The following is a 19,837-nucleotide window of genomic DNA, read 5'->3' on the forward strand; positions in this document are numbered from 1 at the left end:
CGTTCAATCCCCGATGGCCGGGGCGCCACTGGCGGCGGCGAGATAGCGCTCTTCCCACCAGGTGAAGACCAGGTCGCGCAAGGCCTGGGCGTCATCGTCGCCATATTGGGGGAGCTTGACCGCATCGAACAGTGCCGCCTCGTCATCGGTCAACTCCACAGCCACGGGCTGGCGAACGATGGGCACGTTGGTGAATTCGGGACGATAAGCGGTATCGCGGCGCAGTTCGCGGTCGGCCTTGATATTGGGCTGGCGGAAATCGGCGGGCGTGCGCTGGCTCTTGAGCACCGGCGTCCTGGGAACCGCTGCCATGTCGTCCGCCGTGGCCTCGAAGATAGTCATTTTGATCGGCTTCAACCCGAAATTTGACGTGCGCATGATGTCGGCGCCGCAGACATTGGGCACGGCCAATACGTCCACCAGCGCCAGCAGGTCGACATAGTCGCCGGCCTTGCTGGTCTGCCTTGTGATCGAGGCCCGGCCCTCCAGGGTGACCTCGGTATTCATGAAGAAATTGAAGCTGTCATGCACGTCATCCGGGGTCAGCCCATACTCGCGCTGCGCCTCGGACTGGATGTCGTGGCAGTTGGTATGCGCATCGAAGCCATAGGCGCTTTCGTAGAGATAGGCCGAGCAGCGCGGGAACAGCACGTCGTTGCGTCCGTACGTGTCTTCGAGAATGTAGAGCATGGCCCGCTCGCGCGGCGGCTGCGACCACAGGAACGTACCCTGGCTAGGGTTGAAGCCGTGCACGGTGCGAGTCCGCCCGCAATGCATGAACTCCTTGTAGTCATGCAGGTTGAAGGCGTTGAAATCGACGCATTGCCCACCCTCGACCTGCTCGATACGCAGGATCTGGCCGGCCAGCAGTTCGATGGCCTTGCCGGTGCCTGGCTCGAGAACAAGCTCCGAGATGATGGTTCTCATTTTGCCACCGTATACGTTTTTGCGGCTTGTTCGCGGATGGCCCTGCGAATGAGCGCCACCCGATCGGGTGCCGCACCTTGTGCTATGGTGCGATCCAGTAGCGCCAGCTGCTGTTGGTTCAGCATGAGGGTGATTGTCCGCGCCATCCTGGCCTCCACTTTGCTCTCGCAAATAAGTATACAATTAAGGGATACAGGCAAGGCGCATTCCGTGTTCCAAAAATGCATGGCTGCCTTGCAAAGGGTGCCTTTTCGGCCGATTCTGATCTCCATCGCGACAAAACTTCAGGTTTTGTAGCGTCTTAGCGCTCCAACCTTACCGACGATTTCAAAGCGCGATCCAAAATCATGGATACTTGTTATCTAACCGTAGGTATGCGTGAATTGACCTACGCCGGGAGTTCACATGACCAGACCGTCCCCTCGCATCGAAATTGCCCATGAAGCGCTGAAGCAGGCCATCCTGGAGCGCGCCCTGCAGCCTGGCACCAAGCTGCCCGAGGACGAGATCGGCGCACATTTTTCCATGAGCCGTACGCTGGTCCGCGCAGTCTTGGCGCGCTTGCAGGCTGAGGGCCTCGTGGATGCCCGACCCAAGCGCACCGCGACGGTTGCTCTGCCGACCCTGGCCGAGGCGCGCGATGTGTTCGAGGTGCGCCGTACCCTCGAAGCCGAAGTGGTCCGGCTGGTCATCAAGCGTTGGAAGCCCGCCTTTGGCGCCGAGCTCGAAGGGCTGGTGCGCGAGGAGGATGCAGCGCGTGAGCGTGGCGAGGAACATGTCTGGGGCCGGCTGGCCGGCGAATTCCACATTCGCCTGGCCAAGCTCAGCGGCAATGCGCTGATCGCGAAATACATGGCCGAGCTGGTAACGCGATGCTCCCTGATCCTGGCCGTATTCGGCCGGCCACACCTGCATGATGGTGGCGCTGACGAGCATGCCGAGATCATCGCGGCGTTGCGTTCAGGCGATGCCGAAAGGGCCGTGGCGATCATGGATCATCACATGGGCGAGGTGGAAAGCCGCGCCATCACCGGCAATGAGGACGACAACCGGCCAGCGCTTGGCGATGTCCTGGCGCGATACGCCGGCGCGATCTCGGCCCGCGATAGTGCCGTCCCGCTGATCCGCAAGGCACGCGGCAAATGAACCAGCACACCCATTTCGACTTTGCCGACCTGAACGCCAGGCAGCGCTATAAGCTGTTGATTGGCACTGTGATCCCGCGGCCGATCGCCTTTATCACCACGTTGAGCAAAGACGGTCGCCGCAATGCCGGGCCGTTCAGCTTCTTCAATGTGCTGACCCATGACCCTGCGATCGTGGCCATCGGCGTCGAAAATTATGACGACGGGCGGATGAAGGATACGTCGCGCAATATCCGCGATACCGAGGAGTTTACGGTCCACATCGTTGACGACGCGCTGGCGGCGCAGATGGAGATCTGTGCGATCAAATTCGGCCCCGATGTCGACGAACTGGCGGAGGCCGGCCTCGAAACTGTGCCTGGACTGGCGGTCAAAAGCCCGCGCATCATCTCGGCGCCTGCGGCGCTCGAATGCCGGCGCTATATGACGCTGGAGGTGGGCAAGGCCCGCGAAATTATTCTCGGGGAAGTGCTGGGCATTCATATCCGGGCAGACCTCGTCGATCCCCAAAACCTGCATGTCGATCAGATGGGCATGGATGCCATCGGTCGGATGGGCGGGCACAGCTATGCGCGAACGCGCGACCAGTTCGACATCAAGACTTTGAGCGTCGAGGAATGGGAGGGGCGCAAACGCGACGTGCTCCTGCCCGAGACGACGGGCTAAGCCGCCCGACCACTGCCGTCATGCCAATGCGGCGTCCGCGGACGCCGCCTCAATGGGGTTTCGCCATGCGATGCCCAAACCGCAATCGTGTGCCCGAATGGCGGGCACGGACAAAAGGGGTGCAACCATGTCCAGACTGTCTCTCTCTCGCCGGACCTTCCTTGGTGGCGCTGCCGCCACCACGCTGCTGTTGGGCAGTGGCCTGCGCGTCCAGGCGCAAAGCCCGCTCACCATCGGCATGATCTATGTCGGCCCCAAGGGCGATTTCGGCTGGAACCAGGCCCATGCGGTGGGCGCCGCCGCCCTCAAGGCACTGCCCGATGTCACTGTGGTCGAAGAAGAGAACGTGCCCGAGACCGATGCCGTCGCTCAGTCGATGGAATCGATGATCAACCTGGACGGTGCCAGCCTGCTGTTCCCGACCTCCTTCGGCTATTTCGATCCCTTCATGGTCGAAGCCGCCAAGAAATACCCGGACGTCCAGTTTCGTCATCCGACCTCGCTGTGGAATGCCGAGACCCACCCGACCAATCTGGGAGGCTACTTCTGCTATCTCGACCAGGCGCACTATGTGAATGGCGTCGCGGCCGGCCTCTCGACCACGTCTAACAAGATCGGCTTCATCGCTGCCAAGCCGATCGCGCTGGTGTTGCGCAACGTCAACGCCTTCACCATCGGTGTAAAAAGGGTCAATCCTGCGGCCGAGGTGCGGCTGATCATCACCGGCGAGTGGAGCCTGCCGGTGCGCGAGGCCGAGGCCACCAACGCCCTGATCGACGCCGGCTGCGACGTCATCGCCTGCCATGTCGACAGTCCCAAAGTGGTGGTCGAGACGGCCGAGGGTCGCGGCGTCAAGACCTGTGGCCACAACGCCAGCCAGGCCGATTTGGCGCCCAAGGGCTTCATCACCGGCGCCGAGCTCAACTGGGGCACGGTCTATACCGAATATGCCGGCCTGATCGCCGCCGGCCAGCCGCTGCCCAATGTCAATGAAGGTGGCTACGACAAGAACATGGTGTCCTCGACCGCCTTCGGCGCCGGCGCCACCGAGGCGGCCATCGCCGCCGCCACCGCCGCCATTGCCGAAACCAAGGGTGGCGCGCCGATCTTCGTTGGCCCGATCAAGGACAATACCGGCAAGGTGGTCATCGAAGGCACACTGGGCCTCTATGACGGCGCCCTCTGGGGCACCGACTATCTCGTCGAAGGCGTCGTCGGCTCGATCACCTGACCGGAGGTGGTGCCGTCGGCTCCGGCCGACGGTACCACCCAAGCGTCCGCTTCCACCGGCTGGGGAATGCTGGCCCCAGCCCGGCTGACTACTCGGCCGGTGCCGCAACCGGTGCCGTGGTGCGCAGCGCCCCGAGCCCACGCACCTTGCTGCCAACCCAGTCGAGTACCGCCATGGCGGTCTTCTCTACTGGCTTGCGGAAGCGGTGTTCGACGAGGTTGGAGAAGACGATGGCGATGCAGAATGTCGATGCCATCACCACGATCAGGCTCAACCAGGCCGGCAGGAAGCGATCGAAATTGGCGAGGAAGCTGATGCCGATATTCTCGTGGATCAGGTACCACGAGAAGCTCAGCAGACCGACGTTGGCGATCGCCGGAGACACGCCTGAAATGTGCGGGATTGATCGGCCCGACGCGAAGCGCAGGAACAACAGCGCCAGTAGCAAATAGGCGAGGGCGCAGATGACAGCGACAACCAACCCATCGTGGTTCTCGAACGAATAGGCCTCGATGCCGACGACCGCAGTCGATAGCACTAGGTTGACCAGCATCAGTCCGCGCAAACCGCTGACGCCATTCTGCATTTGTCGCCCCAGAATGCCCACCGCGAAGAAGCTGAGATAGGGGGCGATGGCGAGGAATTTGAGCATCGATTGCGGCGTGATCGGGCCTGAGCCCGAGATCAGCGTCGAGGCGGCCCAGATGGGCGCCATGATGATGCCTAGCCAGGCGAAAACCTTGGTAAAGCGCAGCGGATCGGTGAACACACCCGCCAGGATCGCCACCAGCACATAGAACTTGACCTCCACCGCGATCGACCAGAACGAGCCATCGACCCATTCGCCGATCTCGCCGACAAAGAACAGGTTCATCACCACATCGACCGGCCCGGCAGCCACGACGTGGAACTTGGCCTCGGGCACACTGGGAATATAGGCGACGAGGCTGAAGGCGAACAGCAGCAGCACGGCGGCGAAAAAGGCCGGATAGATGCGCGAGAAGCGCCGCGCCAGGAATACCCCGACCGTCGCGGAACGCTCCAGCGTCATGAAGATGCAGTAGCCCGAGATGATGAAAAAGAAATAGACGCCTACCCAGCCGAAGAACACCGGCAGCGGCGCGCCTTCGGTGATGTTCAGCGAATAGGCCGGCAGCCGTGCCGTGAAATGGAACAGCACCACCAGCAGGATGGCGATGCCTCGAAAGACGTCGATGGTTTCGACCCGGCCTTTGGTCATGCTGTGCACTCTGATGTCCGCGCCCGGAACATAGCGCCTGTGGCCTCCAGTGCGGAGGCCATCCTTACCCTAGCGTTAATAGGTAAAGCTTTAGCCAAGCGGCGCGGGACCGGAGTCCCGGTCAGCCTTTGATTCCCCGGTCAGCTTTTGATCCGGATACTGGTATTGTCCGCGCCATACTCGCGCACCAGGTTGTACAGCAGCTTGGCATTGCTCGTTTGCAGCCGTACGCAGCCATGCGAGGCCGGGCTGCCGAGGGCGTTCACATGGCTGGTGCCATGGATGGCATAGCCGCCATAGAAGAAGATCGAGTAGGGCATCGGCGCGCCATCATACTTCTGCGAATAGTATTCGCGATGCATGCGGATCGGACCCCACGTGCCGGTCGGCGTACGATAGCCACGCTTGCCGCTCGACACATCCCACTGATATTGCGTCGCGCCATTGACCTTGACGACCATCGTCTGCTCGGAAAGGTCGACCACGATCGACACACTCGCAGCACTAGCCGGGTAGGCCAGCAACAAGAAACCGATAACCACAAGAACAAAGCGAACCAAGTAACGCCCCCATGAATGCTTGGATCTGAAATGTCATCATAGTCCTTGCTTGTGTCGTCGACGAGTTTGTTTGGAAAACAACATTAATTCGCCGTAAGGCCGCATTTTGAGTGACGGTCTGCTCGCGCCGCGCACATCAATTTGCATTCCCCGGGCAGCGTGCTAAACGTGCGCCCAATTCCGTTCCGACCTTTAGGCATGCCATGTCCCAGGACAATATTTTCCGCGAAGTCGACGAGGAGCTGCGCAGCGATCGCATGCGCGCTCTGTGGCGTCGCTTTGCGCCCTTCGTTATTGGCGCAGCCGTGCTCGTCGTGTTGGCCGTCGCGGTCAACGAAGGCTGGACCTGGTACCATTCCAACAACGCCGCCCAGTCGTCCGATGAGCTCTACGCGGCCTTCGACGCCATTGATGGCGGTGATCTCGCCTCGGCGCAGAACCAGCTGTCGGCCCTAGAGGTCAATGGCAGCGGCAGCTACCCCGTCCTGGCCCAGTTCCGCAAGGCTGGCGTCCTGGCCAAGGAAGGCAAGGTGACCGAAGCCGTCGCCGCCTACGATGCGCTGGCCAACAGCCTGTCCAATATCCGCCTGCGCGAACTGGCGCTGGTCCTTGGCGGCACGCTGATGGTCGATGCCGGCACCCTGGCAGATGTCGATTCCCGCGTCGGCAGCGTCGCCATCGACGGCAACCCGCTGCGCAACGCTGCACGCGAAGCGCTCGGCCTGGCTCAATACAAGGCCGGCGACTTCGCCGCTGCCCAGGCGAGCTTTGAGGCCGTGCTCAACGACCCGCTGGTGCAGAACTCCGTGCGCAATCGCATGGGCTACTACCTCGCGCAGCTGCTGGCCGAAGGCGCCGTCGCGCCCGAAGCGCCCGCTGAAGCCGCCGCAACCGCCATCGACGAAATCGTCGGCGGCGACGAGGCTCCCGCCGCAGAGCCTGCGCCGGCGACCGAGGTTGCCCCCGCCACGGATGCTGCTCCGGCCGCTGAAACGCCCGCGACGGACGCTCCCGCCGCCACCACCGAAACCCAGCCGGCCGCACAATAAGCGGCTGGCAAACGCCTGCCTGATCGGAACACGCATGACCGTCACCGTAGCCATTGTCGGTCGTCCCAATGTCGGCAAATCCACGCTCTTCAACCGCCTTGTCGGTCGCAAGATCGCGCTGGTCGACGATACGCCCGGCGTTACCCGCGACCGCCGCGAAGCCGAGGGCCGCATCGCCGACCTGACCTTCCGCATTCTCGATACTGCCGGCTACGAAGACGTCACCGATGGCAGCCTCGAAGACCGCATGCGCCAGCAGACCGAGCTGGCCATCAAGGAAGCCGACGTCATCCTGTTCATGATCGATGCCCGTGCCGGCGTCGTCCCGCTCGACCAGCGCTTCGCCCAGGTGCTGCGCAAGGCCGGCAAGGATGTTCATCTCGTTGGCAACAAGGCCGAAAGCGGTGCCGCCGAGGCCGGTCTCGTGGAAGCCTTCAAGCTCGGCTTCGGCGAAGCCATTGCGCTTTCGGCCGAACATGGCCTCGGCCTTTCCGAGCTCTATTCCATCGTGTCTGCCGCCATCGACAAGGCCGAGGCCGAAAAGACCGTCGAGGAAATCGCCGATCTCGACGCGCTGCCCGAAGTCGATGTCGACATCACCCCGGACATGCTCGAAGGCGAGGGCGATGAAGCCACCCTGCGCTGGAACCCCAAGCGCTACCTCAACGTCGCCATCGTTGGCCGTCCCAATGCCGGCAAGTCGACCCTGATCAATCGTATGGTCGGCGAAGAGCGTGTGCTGGTCGGTCCCGAGGCTGGCATTACCCGCGATTCCATCCTCGTTCCCTGGGAATGGGAAGGCCGCGTCATCAACCTGGTCGACACCGCCGGCATCCGCAAACGCTCGCGCGTTACCGAAAAGCTGGAGAAGCTCGCGGTCGGCGATAGCCTGCGCTCCATACAGTATGCCGAGGTCGTCGTGCTCATGCTCGATGCCACCATCCCGTTCGAAAAGCAGGATCTGGCGCTGGCCGACCTGGTCGAGCGCGAGGGCAGGGCGCTGGTCATCGCCCTCAACAAGTGGGACCTCATCGAGGACAAGAACGAAGCCCTCAAGATCCTCCGCGAGGAATGCGAGCGCCTGCTGCCGCAGCTGCGCGGCGTGCCGCTGGTCACCCTCTCCGGCCTCACCGGCAAGAACATCGACAAGCTGATGGACGCCATCTTCGCTATCGAGCGCACCTGGAACGCCCACGTCTCCACAGCGCGCCTCAATCGTTGGCTCTCCGGCATGGTCGATGGTCATCCGCCACCGGCCGTCTCGGGCCGCCGCCTCAAGCTGCGCTATATGACGCAGGCCAAGACACGGCCACCCAGCTTCATTCTCTTCGCCTCGCGCCCCGATGTGCTGCCCATGTCCTACCAGCGCTACCTGGTCAACGGCCTGCGCGAAGCCTTCAAGATCACCGGTACGCCCATCCGTCTCTGGGTCCGCGGCGGCAGCGAAAACCCGTATAACGACAAGTCCAAGCGCAAGATGGGGTGATAGGCGTAGCGGAGATAGTCCCTGCTGCCCCCTTGCCACCCACCGGCCGTCACCCTCGGGCCTGACCCGAGGGCACTGTACTTGCCGAGCGATCAGCGAAGCAGAGTGCCGATCGGGTCAAGTCCGAGGGTGACGACTGCGGGTCTTGTTGCCAGTCGACCTTTCCCGCGACAAATTCCCCGCACCCATAGCGCAACCAATCCCTTTGCCCCTATATTGTCCCCGTCGAAGCGACCCGATGCTGATTGCGGGGCCGCATCCCATGAAAACACCTTGTACGCAGAAATATTGATCGTCGTCGTTCTGACCATCGTCAACGGCCTGTTGGCAATGTCGGAGCTGGCAGTCGTTTCCGCCCGTCCCGCTCGCCTGCGCGGCATGGCTGACCAGGGCAACAAGGGCGCCGCCACCGCCATAAAGCTGGCCGAAGATCCAGGCAAATTCCTGTCTTCCGTGCAGATCGGCATCACGCTGGTCGGCATTCTATCGGGCGCCTTTTCCGGCGCCACCCTCGGCCTGCGCCTCACCACCTGGCTCGAATCGGTCGGTGTGGCCAACAACATTGCTGACGTGCTCGGCGTCGGCGTCGTCGTGGTGCTCATCACCTACATCTCGCTGATTCTGGGCGAGCTTGTGCCCAAGCAGATTGCGTTGCGCGATGCCGAAGGCGTCGCAGCCCGCGTCGCGCCGGCCATGAAGCTGGTTGCCTCCATCGGTTCGCCCATCGTCTGGATACTCGACATTTCCGGCAAGGCCGTGCTGGCTTTGCTCGGCCAGGCCGGCGAGTCCGACGAGAAAGTCACCGAGGAAGAGGTCAAGACCATCATCGCCGAGGCTACGACCGCCGGCGTGATCGAGAGCGACGAGCATTCGATGATCTCGGGTGTCATGCGCCTCGCCGATCGCTCCGCACGCGGCCTGATGACCCCACGTCTTGATGTCGACGTCATCGATCTCAGCGACGAGGGCGACGAAATCCGTCGGACGATCCTGGATACACACCGCTCGCGTCTGCTGGTGCAGGACGGTGACGCGGATTCCATCATCGGCGTTGTCGCCATCAAGGACATTATCGGCGTCTTCGCCAATGGCCTGCCGCTCGATGTTCGCAAGTTTGTGCAGCCGGTGCCCGTGGTCATGGACCACGCCGACGCCCTGGACGTGGTGCGGGCCATCCGCAATTCCACCGTCCACATGGCGCTGGTGGTCGACGAATACGGCCACTTCGAAGGCATCGTTACGTCAGGCGACATCCTCGAAGTCATCACTGGCGTCTTCCAGGAAGAAACCGGTGACGATCCGGCCCTCGTCAAGCGCGAGGACGGTTCCTGGCTGGTCGCCGGCTGGATGCCGGTCGACGAGTTTGGCGACAAGCTCAAGCTCGCCATCCCCCGCGATGCCAAATACGAGACGGTTGCCGGCTACGTTCTGTCGGTCATCAACCGCCTGCCCAATGTCGGCGAGACCTTCGAGCACAATGGCTGGAAATTCGAGATCATGGACCTCGACGGCCGCCGCATCGACAAGATCCTGATGAGCAAACTGGACTAAGGCAACGTGTTGCCACGCCATACGGGCGTGGCACTCTCCTCAGAGCTTCATCCCGAACCAGGCCGTCCGCTCATTCTGCGCCAGGGGCATGAACCCACCCTTTTGCCAGAACGCAATCCCGCCGGAATTGCTCGCGCTGGCACCAAGGTGAATACCTGTCACACCTGCGTCACGCGCCTGCTCAACCCATCGTTTGAGCAGCGCCATGCCGACGCCCTGGCCGCGCAGTCGCGACCGCAGGTTCATATGAACATGCGCCGGATATGCCGCCACTAGCTCGGCCGGATTGGCCGATGGCCGCATGATTGCGGCCACGCGCTGCCGATCCGCTTCGGTCAGGTCAAGCGCGGGGTCCGAATATTGCTGGCGCAAAGCCGGCCACCATTCGTGCTCGAGCTTGCTGGCAAACGCGTCAGTGTCATACGTGCCGACAATATAGCCGGCGACGCCCTCGTCATCCTCGGCCACGATCGCCTGATCGGGCTCGACCACCCCATAGGGCGCCGCATAGATGTGACCGATCAGCTTGCCGTCATTGTGCAGTGCACTTGCATCTTTGCCCCCGTCGCCGGTGACAAGGCAAATGTCATAAAGCGCATCGAGGTCGTCCGGCCGATAGGCGCGAAGCGTCACCATGGCGTCAGATATCGCTGAACGTGCCGGTCGCCGCATCGAACAGCTTGCCGGTTTCCTTGAGCGAGGGGCTGACCATATCGACCAGCTTGGGCGCGATATCGGACGGCTTGGGCAGCGTGTCCGGATCCTCGCCCGGCATGGCCTTGGCCCGCATCGCGGTGCGCACAGCGCCGGGATAGAACACGTTGACCTTGACCTTGGTCTGCGCCACTTCCCCGGCATAGGACTTGGCCATCGCATCCACCGCCGCCTTGCTGGCGGCATAGAGCCCCCAGAACGGCCGCGCCGACTTGGCCGACGATGACGATACGAACACTGCCCGACCCGCCACCGACTGTCGCAGCAGCAGGTCCGTCGAGCGCAGCAGACGGTAATTGGCCGTCACGTTGACGGCGATCACCTTGTCGAAATCTTCCGGCTTCACATGGGGCAGGGGGCTCAGTACGCCGAGTTGGCCTGCATTGGCGATCAGCCCGTCAAGCGCGCCCCAGCGCTCGAAAATGGCCGCACCCAGCCGGTCGATGGCGTCGCCATCGCGCAGGTCGAGCGGCACCAGCGTCGACGCCGATCCGAGGTCCTGGATTTCGTCGTCCAGTTCTTCAAGCCCGCCTACAGTGCGCGCCACGGCCACCACATGGGCCCCTCGCCGCGCCGCTTCCAGCGATGCTGCATAGCCGATACCGCGCGATGCGCCGGTTACGAGGACGACTTTGCCTGCCAGATCCTGTCCGGCGGCAACCTTTGTTCCAGCCATTAACCGGCTTCCTTGAGCAGGGCGATCTTCTTCGGCTCGTTCTTGGTCCGGCCATTGAGATCGGTCAACTGCGTCGGATAGTCGCCCGTGAAATAGTGATCGGTGAATTGCGGCGCCGCGTTGTTGCGCTTCTCGCCACCCACGGCGTCATAGAGCCCGTCGATCGACAGGAATGCCAGCGAATCCGCGCCGATGAACCGGCACATCGATTCGAGGTCGCGATACTGGTTAGCCAGCAGCTTTTCCGGGTCCGGCGTGTCGATGCCGTAATAGTCCGAATAGTAGATCATCGGGCTGGCGACGCGGATATGCACCTCGGTGGCGCCGGCGTCGCGGATCATCTGGACGATCTTGAGCGAAGTCGTGCCACGCACAATCGAATCGTCGACCAGAACCACGCGCTTGCCGGCAATCTCATGCCGGTTGGCCGAGTGCTTGAGCCGCACGCCAAAGGCACGGATCGACTGCGTCGGTTCGATGAAGGTACGGCCCACATAGTGGTTGCGGATGATGCCCAGCTCAAACGGAATGCCGCTGGCCTGCGCGAAACCGATGGCCGCCGGCGTCCCGCCATCGGGCACCGGCACCACGACATCGGCTTCCACTGGCGCTTCCTTGGCGAGGTTGAACCCCATGCGCTTGCGCGCGCCATAGACGCTGCGGCCGGCCACGACCGAATCCGGGCGGGCGAAATAGACATACTCGAACAGGCAGGGGCGCTCGGGCTCCGGGCGGGCCGGCTTGCGTTCCTCGATACTGATCGAGCCATCGGGCTGCAATTCGCAGATGATGACTTCGCCATTCTCGACGTCGCGAATGTACTTGGCGCCGATAATGTCGAGCGCACAGGTCTCCGAGCAGAAGATCGGCTTGCCGTCGAGTTCGCCCATCACCAGTGGGCGAATGCCGATGGGGTCGCGCGCCGCGATCAGCTTGGTGCGCGTCATCGCCAGCATGGCGTAACCGCCTTCCATCTGGCGAATGGCGTCGATGAAGCGATCGGTGCTGGATGAGTGACGTGAGCGCGCGATCAGATGCAGCACAACTTCGGTGTCCGAAGTCGACTGGCAGATCGCGCCGGTGGCAATGATCTGCCGGCGCAGCGTCAGCCCATTGGTGAAGTTGCCATTATGGGCAATTGCAATGCCGCCGGCCTCGAGTTCGGCGAACAGCGGCTGCACATTGCGCAAGGCCACTTCGCCGGTCGTCGAATAGCGAGTATGGCCGATGGCGATCGAGCCGGGCAGGCGGGCCAGCAGGGCCGGGTCGGTATAGTGGTCGCCCACCAGGCCCATGCGCTTTTCGGTATAAAACTGCCTGCCATCGAAGCTGACGATGCCTGCCGCTTCCTGGCCGCGATGCTGCAGCGCATGCAGGCCGAGCGCCGTCAGCGTCGATGCATCACTGTGCCCCAAAATGCCAAACACGCCGCACTCTTCATGCAGCGTGTCGCTTTCGAGATCGAATGAGTCGTCGCTCGGATGGTTCACCGGGCTCTCCATGCCAATACTGCCTCAACCGCAGAATGTGCGTACCGCCAAAGGCGGTCGGGCCAAAGATGGGGTTGTTGACCCCTGCAATAGCCCATTTTCGTCGTCCCGACCATTGCCTCACGCGGCTGTCAGGGTTGTGGCGGGCGCCGCGCGCTCGCCAACGGGATCAGGTGTTGGTCGCTGGCGCAGGGACTGCCGGCGTAGCGGGCGCAGTCGGGTCAACAGTGCCGTTCTCGGTTTCGTCCGTGCCCTCTTCGACCGGGACGGCCGGCGCATTCGGATCCTCTTCGGTCAGGCCCGTGCCACCCTTGAGAATCTCGGTAACCTGCTCCTCCAGCCCCTCTGGAAGCATCGAGATCAGCGTGTTGCCCATATTCTGCAGGTGCGGCAGCGACTGCGATTCAGCGGCCCATGGCGGCAGGTTGTTGGGCAGCAGCCAGGTGCCGAAAATGGTGATGACGATGGCGATCAGGATGCCTCGCAGCACGCCGAATACGAAGCCCAGCGTCCGGTCGATCGGCCCGATGCGGCTGTCGACCACGAAATCGGCGATGCGCATGGTCAGCAGATGCAGCACGATCAGTGCCACGATGAAGCTCAGCACCACCGTGGCGATGTCAGCCACGATCTGCTCGGCGATAAAGCCGCGCGCGATTTCGGGGTGATACTGCCACATATAGATGGCGATCGCAGCCGAACCCGCCCAGGTCGCCAGCGACAGGACTTCGCGGGTCAGCCCGCGCGCCGTGGCCAGGATTGCTGAAATCAGCACCAGCACACCAACACCAACGTCGAACGCTGTCAGCATATTTGTTCGCTAAGCTCCACTGGCCGCCCCGGCCGCATTGGGCTTCGTTTAACCACTTTGCGCAGCGCTGCCAAGACTTGCCGGTGCATCAAGGCACGATCTGCCCAGAAACCGTTAACATGTAGCGGCGCTACCACTCATCACGCTCGGGTTCGCGCGGCTTGCCATTGGCCGCGATCCGCCCCACCAACTCCGATAATGCCGTGAATTCCGACACATCCATGCCGCTGTTGCGATCCGCGTTGGCCAGCCGTCCGGTCGAGACCGACTTGAACCCCAGCTTCTGCGCCTCGCGCAGTCGCAGCGCGCCATGCACTACCGGACGCACCCCGCCCGCCAGCGAGATTTCACCGAAATACACCGCATCCGATGGCAACGGCGAACTGGTCAGCGAGGATATCAGCGCCGCCGCAACCGCCAGGTCCGCCGCCGGCTCGTTGATCTTCAGTCCGCCCGCCACGTTGAGATAGATGTCATTGGCCCCGATCCGCACGCCGCAGCGTGTCTCCAGCACCGCCAGCACCATCGATAGCCGCGACGAATCCCAGCCCACCACGGCCCGTCGCGGCGTACCGAGCGGCGAGGGCGCCACCAGCGCCTGGATTTCGATCAGGATGGGCCGCGTCCCCTCCATGCCGGCAAAGACCGCCGAACCCGCCGCGCCCTCGTCGCGCTGGTCGAGGAACAGCGCCGATGGATTGGCCACCTGCTCCAGCCCCAACTCGGTCATGGCGAACACGCCGATCTCGTCGGTCGCGCCATAGCGGTTCTTCACGCCGCGCAAAATGCGGAAGGTGTGGCTGGTGTCGCCCTCGAAGTAGAGCACAGCGTCCACCATGTGCTCGACCACGCGCGGCCCGGCAATCTGCCCGTCCTTGGTCACATGCCCCACCAGCACAACCGCCGCGCCACTCTTCTTGGCAAACCGCGTCAGCGCCTGTGCCGAGGTCCGCACCTGCGTCACCGTGCCTGGCGCGCTGTCCACCCGGTCCGTCCATAGCGTCTGGATCGAATCGATGATGACAAGATCGGGGGCAGGGCCGTTCTCCAGCGTCGCCAGGATGATTTCGACATTGGTCTCCGCCGCCAGCAACACCGACGACTCACCCAGGCCCAGCCGCTGCGCCCGCAGCCGCACCTGGGCCACCGCCTCTTCACCCGACACGTAGACCACGCGCTTGCCGCGATTGGCCAGGGCCGCCGCCGCCTGCAGCAAGAGCGTGGATTTACCGATGCCGGGATCGCCGCCAACCAGCAGTGCCGAGCCCATGACGAAACCGCCCCCTGTCACCCGGTCCAGCTCGGCAATGCCCGTCACTACGCGCGCCGCGCTCTCGGTCTCGCCAGACAGCGGCACCAGATTGCCCGGCCGCCCCCCAGCCTTGGCCGATTTCGGTCCGGCCCCGACGCCTGAATCGGTGATTTCCTCGACAATGGTGTTCCAATCCCCGCAGGCATCACACCGCCCCTGCCAGCGCGACGTAACGGCACCGCAGGCCTGGCAGACGAACGAAGATCGGGATTTGGCCATCGGGAACTCTATCTAACGCTGTCCTGCACTTACCGCAGGAGACCACATCAAGCAAGAACAAACAATGAACGACGCCGATTGTGCACATCAACATGGGCATATACAATGCGCATAGTCATGGAGTTGCCGATGTCTGAGCGTTCCGCCGCAAAGAAGCCGACCAACCTGTCCTTGGATCAAGGCGTTCTCACCGAGGCCAGATCGTTCGGTGTCAATCTCTCACAAGCCGCGGAAGCTGGCCTTCGCCGCGCAATTGCCGACGCGAAGGCCGAAGCCTGGCGGCGGGACAATGCGCGGGCGCTCGCCGACTCAAACAGCTGGGTCGAAGAGCATGGCTTGCCTCTCGATAGATTCCGGCAGTTCTGATGGCGCGCTTCGACGTTTATCTCAACCCTGACGGCAAAGGGTATCTGCTGGATGTCCAGGCCAATCTGCTCGACGCACTGAACACCCGCATCGTCGTACCGCTGATCCCCGAAGCCGTGGCGCCCACCGCTGCTCAGCGGCTAAACCCGATCTTTGAGATCGAAGCTGAGCGCTGCGTAATGGTCACGCAGTTCATGGCAGCTGTTCCCCGCGCCATATTGCGGGCCCCGCTAACCAACCTTGCCGCTCATGACACCGAAATCGCCAACGCCCTGGACATGGCATTCGTCGGCTTCTGATCGCTATCCCGGGGGCAAATTCCCGTCGCCCACATAGTTCCGGCTATACCGCCCCTTGAGCGACGTCAGCAGCTCGTAGCCGATCGTCCCGCCGGCATCGGCCTGCTCGTCGATGCCGAGCACATTGCCGAATACTTCAGCGCCCTCGCCGGGGCTCGGAATGTCCTGGCCCAGTTCGGTGATGTCGACCACCGTCTGGTCCATCGAGATGCGGCCGACAATGGGGCACGCCTTGCCGCGGATGATCACCTTGCCGCCCGGCCGCGTATTGTTGCCTGACAGCGAGCGCAGCAGACCATCGGCATAGCCATGCCCGATAATGGCCAGCCGGCTATTGCGTGACAGCGAATAGGTCGCGCCATATCCCACCGTCTCGCCCGTCCGCGCTTCGGCGATCTGCAGAATCGGCACATGCAGCGTCACCACCGGCGCCATCGGATTTTTCCGGCCGTTCACTGCCCGCCCGCCATAGAGCGCGATGCCCGGCCGCACCATCTGGAAGTGATAGTCGCGCCCCGTCATCAGCCCAGCCGAATTGGCGAGCGATGCCGGAATGCCCGGAAACTGGTTCATCACCGAGCCGAACAGCGCCAGCTGGGTGCGGTTCTTCTCATGCGTCGGCTGATCGGCGCAGGCGAGGTGGCTCATCACCATTTGCGGGGCATAACCAAGGGTCTGGATGCGCTCGCGCACCTTGCCCGCCTCGTTGAGGCGAAAGCCCAGCCGGTTGATGCCGGTATCGAAGTGGAAGGCTGAGGGGTAGGCCTCGTTCCGCTCCAGGCACTTGGCCATCCACTCTTCAAGCATCGCCATCGAAGACAGGATCGGCATCATATTTTGGCGGATATAGAGGTTGGCCGCGCCGGGATAGAGCCCGTTGAGCACAAAGATATGGGCGTCGGGCAGGGCAGCGCGCACCGCGATGCCTTCGTCGGGCGTCGCCACGAAGAAGAAGCGCGCCCCGGCCGCATGCAGTGCCTTGGCTGCCATGGTGATGCCGGTGCCATAGGCATCGGCCTTCACCACGGCGCCCGTTAGCGCGCCGGCGCTGACCTTGTCCAGGGCCCGCCAGTTTCGGGCCAGTGCCCCAAGATCGATGCTGAGTTGCCCCCCGAGGCCCGACGTCAACGCCATGCCTATTCCATGCGCTCGGGCAGGTAGTCGGCGCGTGCCAGGTTGCCGAAGCGCGTATACTGCGCCTCAAAGCTCAGCTGCACCGTGCCGGTTGGGCCGTGGCGCTGCTTGGCGATGATGACTTCGGCCTTGCCGTGCACCTTTTCCATTTCCCCCTGCCACGTCAGATGTTCTGGCGAGCCCTCTTTGGGCTCCTTGTTCTTCAGATAATACTCTTCGCGATACACGAACAGCACCACGTCGGCGTCTTGCTCGATAGAACCCGATTCGCGCAAATCTGCCAGTTGAGGATGCTTGTCGTCGCGCGACTCCACCTGACGCGACAGCTGCGACAGCGCCACGATCGGCACTTCCAGTTCCTTGGCCAGGGCCTTGAGCGTCGTGGTGATTTCCGTCAGTTCCTGCACGCGGTTCTGGCTCGTTGCCTTGGACGACCCGCTCAGCAGTTGCAAATAGTCGATCACGAGGAAATCGAGCCCCTTCTGCCGCTTCAGCCGCCGCGCCCGCGCCGCCAGCTGCGCCACGCTGATACCGCCCGTGTCGTCGATATAGAGCGGCAGCTTGCTCATCATGTTGCTGACATCCACCAGCTTGGCGAACTGGCTGTCATGGATGCGGCCGCGACGGATGTCCGAGGACGAGATCTCCGCCTGCTCGGCGAGAATACGCGTTGCCAGCTGCTCCGAGCTCATTTCGAGGCTGAAGAAGCCGACAATGCCACCATTGACCGTCTTCTGGTTGCCATCCGGGCTCACATCGCCCTTCCAGGATTTGGCGACGTTGAAGGCGATATTGGTGGCCAGCGACGTCTTGCCCATGGCCGGGCGACCCGCGAGGATGATCAAGTCCGACTTCTGCAACCCGCCCATCTGCCGGTCGAGATCGTCCAGCAGGGTCGCAACACCCGATAGCCCGCCATCACGCTGATAGGCCTCGCCCGCCATCTGGATGGAGGCGCTGAGCGCGCTGGAAAAATTCTGGAAGCCACCATCGTAGCGGCCCTTCTCGGCCAGCTGGAACAGCTCACCCTCGACCTTTTCGATCTGCTTGTTGGGCGTCATCTCGACGTCGCTGCCATCATAGGCAACCGCCACCATTTCCTCACCCACCAGAATCAGGTTGCGGCGAATGGCAGTGTCATAGATGGCCTGCCCATAATCCGCCGCGTTGAGGACCGTCGTCGCCTCGGCGGCAAGCTTGGCCAAGTACTGCGCCATGGTGATATCAGGCAGCAGCTGGTCGGGCAGGTGGGTCTTGATCGTCGTCGGGTCTGCCGACTTGCCCGCCCGGATGATCTTGCCGGCAACTTCATAGATTTCCCGGTGGATCGGCTCGTAGAAATGCACCGATTCCAGGAAATCCGAGACGCGATAGAACGCGTCATTGTTCAGCAGAATCGCACCCAGCAACGCCTGCTCGGCCTCCACATTGTGGGGGGCAAGGCGGAACGATTTGTCTTCCGCCGGATGGAGCCGTGCGATCTCTGCCATGAATGCCTCGGGGAAACGTTAACCTTTCTTAACCACGCAGTGCGGGCCAGAGTCTCGACCTACCAACGGCAGGGTTAACGCGGTCTGACCAGCGCCTGTGAACACTGTGGACAACGGGGAATATGACAAAGCCATGTTGCCAACACAGGGTGGCCGGAACGTGGCGAGTCGCAAGCCATTGCCACGACCTCGTGGTTCGAGGCGCTGAAGAAGCCCACCTCACCATGAAGGCTGTCCTTAGATTGGTGCACCCAGTAGCCCTCATGGTGAGGTGCGAGCTTGTCGCGAGCCTCGAACCACGAGGGCGTGGCACCTACTTCGTCTTGCCAAGCTCGGGCAGTGGCGTCCGTCGTTCGGTAGCAAACCGCGTGCAGCCATCGAAATCCACCACGCCCGCCAGCATCCTCATATCTTCAGAAACGGCACCATCGAGCGCCACCGTGACATAGCCCTCGGGCTGCTCGATCCACGCGCCCGGCTCCATGTGGAGCTGGCCATCATTCTCGGTAATCACGAGCTCGTACGCACCGCGCGGAACCGTCTTGTTGTCCTTGTCCGGGCCAAACGCAAACACCCCGGACCATTGCTGACCATCCGGTTCTATGGTCAGCGTCAACGCGGTAAGTCCCTGGTAGCAGACATAGCTGCCCACCCATTCACCACTGAGAACGTCGTTTCCCCATGCCGGCATGGCGATCGACGACAGACCCGCTAGCAGCCCAATTCCTGCCACGCGTCGGACAATTGGTTTCATCGCCACGTAAACTCCTCCTGCCGCAAGCGAGCTTACCCACCAGCTCCAACCGGAGAAAGCAAAAAGGCCGGGCTTGCGGCCCGGCCTTTCCGAATGTTGCAGCGAGCGATCGCCTAGACGGCTTCGTCGTCGAAACGGTCGTCCTGCTGCGCGTCCTTCTGGCCGGCAGCGAAGTCGCCTTCCACATCGTCTTCATAGACGGTGACGGTGACGTCTTCACCAGCCGACTGGCGGGCGGCTTCGTCGGTCGAACGGGCGACGTTGACGGTGATCGACACGGCCACTTCGGCATGCAGATTCAGCGCCACGGTGTGGACACCAACCGACTTGATCGGGTCGGCCAGGTCGACCTGCGAACGCTGCACGGTGAAACCGTCGGCAGCCAGGGCTTCCACGACGTCGCGCGATGCAACCGAGCCATACAGCTGGCCGGTTTCGCCGGCCTGGCGGATGATCACGACTTCGCGGCCGTTGAGGCCTTCTGCGATGCCAGCAGCAGCGTTCTTGCGCTCGTCGTTGCGCTTTTCGATATGCGCACGCTCGGCTTCGAACTTCTGGCGGTTTGCAGCAGTGGCGCGGAGCGCCTTGCCCTGCGGCAGCAGGAAGTTACGGGCGAACCCGTCCTTCACCGAAACTTCGTCGCCGATCGAACCGGTGCGGCCGATGCGCTCGAGGAGAATGACTTTCATTGAGATATTCCTTGTAGCTGTCCCGTCT

General features: G+C 62.7%; 21 protein-coding genes. 8 read left to right on the plus strand and 13 right to left on the minus strand.

Features of this window, described 5'->3' with window-relative positions; all coding sequences use genetic code 11:
• Window positions 1–3: 3 nt before the first annotated feature.
• The gene (locus tag IM737_RS20385; protein ID WP_236897254.1) at window positions 4–927 is read right to left on the minus strand and encodes a DUF1989 domain-containing protein; all 924 of its coding nucleotides are present in this window, start codon (window positions 925–927) and stop codon (window positions 4–6) included.
• The gene (locus IM737_RS20390; protein WP_236897256.1) at window positions 924–1,073 is read right to left on the minus strand and encodes a hypothetical protein; all 150 of its coding nucleotides are present in this window, start codon (window positions 1,071–1,073) and stop codon (window positions 924–926) included. Before IM737_RS20390 ends, IM737_RS20385 begins: the two co-directional genes overlap by 4 nt.
• Before the next feature lie 259 nt (window positions 1,074–1,332).
• Here IM737_RS20390 and IM737_RS20395 point away from each other — a divergent pair, with 259 nt between their 5' ends.
• The 3 genes from IM737_RS20395 to IM737_RS20405 all read left to right on the plus strand — a co-directional run bounded on the left by IM737_RS20395 (window position 1,333) and on the right by IM737_RS20405 (window position 3,969).
• On the plus strand, window positions 1,333–2,073 hold the full coding sequence (locus IM737_RS20395; protein ID WP_236897258.1) for a GntR family transcriptional regulator: 741 nt from the start codon (window positions 1,333–1,335) through the stop codon (window positions 2,071–2,073).
• A complete protein-coding gene (locus IM737_RS20400; protein WP_236897259.1) occupies window positions 2,070–2,738 on the plus strand; it encodes a flavin reductase family protein in 669 nt (222 codons plus the stop codon). The genes IM737_RS20395 and IM737_RS20400 overlap by 4 nt, the downstream gene beginning before the upstream one ends.
• Before the next feature lie 127 nt (window positions 2,739–2,865).
• Entirely contained in the window at window positions 2,866–3,969 is a 1,104-nt protein-coding gene (locus IM737_RS20405; RefSeq protein WP_236897261.1) for a BMP family ABC transporter substrate-binding protein, read from the plus strand.
• 88 nt (window positions 3,970–4,057) lie between these two features.
• Here IM737_RS20405 and IM737_RS20410 read toward each other — a convergent pair whose 3' ends face one another.
• Window positions 4,058–5,209 carry an acyltransferase family protein gene (locus tag IM737_RS20410; protein ID WP_236897262.1) on the minus strand — a complete coding sequence of 384 codons (1,152 nt, stop codon included), beginning with the start codon at window positions 5,207–5,209 and terminating at the stop codon, window positions 4,058–4,060.
• Between the two features lie 140 nt (window positions 5,210–5,349).
• Window positions 5,350–5,769 (minus strand): L,D-transpeptidase, encoded by a 420-nt coding sequence (locus IM737_RS20415; protein ID WP_236897264.1) that lies wholly within the window; start codon window positions 5,767–5,769, stop codon window positions 5,350–5,352.
• Between the two features lie 203 nt (window positions 5,770–5,972).
• Between IM737_RS20415 and IM737_RS20420 the strand changes: the two genes are divergently transcribed.
• From IM737_RS20420 to IM737_RS20430, 3 genes are all read left to right on the plus strand, one after another.
• Window positions 5,973–6,818 carry a tetratricopeptide repeat protein gene (locus IM737_RS20420; RefSeq protein ID WP_236897266.1) on the plus strand — a complete coding sequence of 282 codons (846 nt, stop codon included), beginning with the start codon at window positions 5,973–5,975 and terminating at the stop codon, window positions 6,816–6,818.
• 34 nt (window positions 6,819–6,852) lie between these two features.
• Complete coding sequence (gene der / locus IM737_RS20425) at window positions 6,853–8,304, plus strand: ribosome biogenesis GTPase Der (RefSeq protein ID WP_236897268.1); 1,452 nt, start codon at window positions 6,853–6,855, stop codon at window positions 8,302–8,304.
• 288 nt (window positions 8,305–8,592) lie between these two features.
• Window positions 8,593–9,855, plus strand: coding sequence for a hemolysin family protein (locus IM737_RS20430; protein ID WP_236899983.1), 1,263 nt, complete (start codon window positions 8,593–8,595; stop codon window positions 9,853–9,855).
• 39 nt (window positions 9,856–9,894) lie between these two features.
• Here IM737_RS20430 and IM737_RS20435 read toward each other — a convergent pair whose 3' ends face one another.
• The 5 genes from IM737_RS20435 to radA form a co-directional block, all read right to left on the minus strand.
• A complete protein-coding gene (locus IM737_RS20435) occupies window positions 9,895–10,491 on the minus strand; it encodes a GNAT family N-acetyltransferase (protein WP_236897270.1) in 597 nt (198 codons plus the stop codon).
• Between the two features lie 4 nt (window positions 10,492–10,495).
• Entirely contained in the window at window positions 10,496–11,245 is a 750-nt protein-coding gene (locus IM737_RS20440) for an SDR family NAD(P)-dependent oxidoreductase (protein ID WP_236897272.1), read from the minus strand.
• Entirely contained in the window at window positions 11,245–12,735 is a 1,491-nt protein-coding gene (purF, locus tag IM737_RS20445; RefSeq protein WP_442874155.1) for an amidophosphoribosyltransferase, read from the minus strand. Before purF ends, IM737_RS20440 begins: the two co-directional genes overlap by 1 nt.
• Before the next feature lie 169 nt (window positions 12,736–12,904).
• Window positions 12,905–13,546 carry a CvpA family protein gene (locus IM737_RS20450; RefSeq protein ID WP_236897276.1) on the minus strand — a complete coding sequence of 214 codons (642 nt, stop codon included), beginning with the start codon at window positions 13,544–13,546 and terminating at the stop codon, window positions 12,905–12,907.
• Between the two features lie 130 nt (window positions 13,547–13,676).
• Entirely contained in the window at window positions 13,677–15,077 is a 1,401-nt protein-coding gene (gene radA / locus IM737_RS20455; RefSeq protein ID WP_236897278.1) for a DNA repair protein RadA, read from the minus strand.
• Window positions 15,078–15,206: 129 nt separating this feature from the next.
• On the opposite strand from radA, the gene IM737_RS20460 reads away from it, so the two are divergent.
• Together IM737_RS20460 and IM737_RS20465 are read left to right on the plus strand one after the other, a co-directional pair.
• Window positions 15,207–15,443: a type II toxin-antitoxin system CcdA family antitoxin gene (locus IM737_RS20460; protein ID WP_236897281.1), complete on the plus strand. Its 237-nt coding sequence runs from the start codon at window positions 15,207–15,209 to the stop codon at window positions 15,441–15,443.
• Window positions 15,443–15,742, plus strand: coding sequence for a CcdB family protein (locus IM737_RS20465; RefSeq protein ID WP_236897283.1), 300 nt, complete (start codon window positions 15,443–15,445; stop codon window positions 15,740–15,742). Before IM737_RS20460 ends, IM737_RS20465 begins: the two co-directional genes overlap by 1 nt.
• Before the next feature lie 3 nt (window positions 15,743–15,745).
• On the opposite strand, the gene alr is transcribed toward IM737_RS20465, so the two are convergent.
• The 4 genes from alr to rplI form a co-directional block, all read right to left on the minus strand.
• Complete coding sequence (gene alr / locus IM737_RS20470; protein ID WP_236897285.1) at window positions 15,746–16,876, minus strand: alanine racemase; 1,131 nt, start codon at window positions 16,874–16,876, stop codon at window positions 15,746–15,748.
• A gap of 2 nt (window positions 16,877–16,878) precedes the next feature.
• The gene (locus tag IM737_RS20475; protein WP_236897287.1) at window positions 16,879–18,366 is read right to left on the minus strand and encodes a replicative DNA helicase; all 1,488 of its coding nucleotides are present in this window, start codon (window positions 18,364–18,366) and stop codon (window positions 16,879–16,881) included.
• Window positions 18,367–18,679: 313 nt separating this feature from the next.
• Entirely contained in the window at window positions 18,680–19,126 is a 447-nt protein-coding gene (locus IM737_RS20480) for a hypothetical protein (protein WP_236897289.1), read from the minus strand.
• Window positions 19,127–19,233: 107 nt separating this feature from the next.
• Window positions 19,234–19,809 carry a 50S ribosomal protein L9 gene (rplI, locus tag IM737_RS20485; protein WP_336886222.1) on the minus strand — a complete coding sequence of 192 codons (576 nt, stop codon included), beginning with the start codon at window positions 19,807–19,809 and terminating at the stop codon, window positions 19,234–19,236.
• Between the last annotated feature and the right edge of the window lie 28 nt (window positions 19,810–19,837).

Origin of the sequence: Devosia sp. SL43 (assembly GCF_021729885.1) — a bacterium.
In the GTDB taxonomy this organism is placed as follows: Bacteria; Pseudomonadota; Alphaproteobacteria; order Rhizobiales; family Devosiaceae; genus Devosia.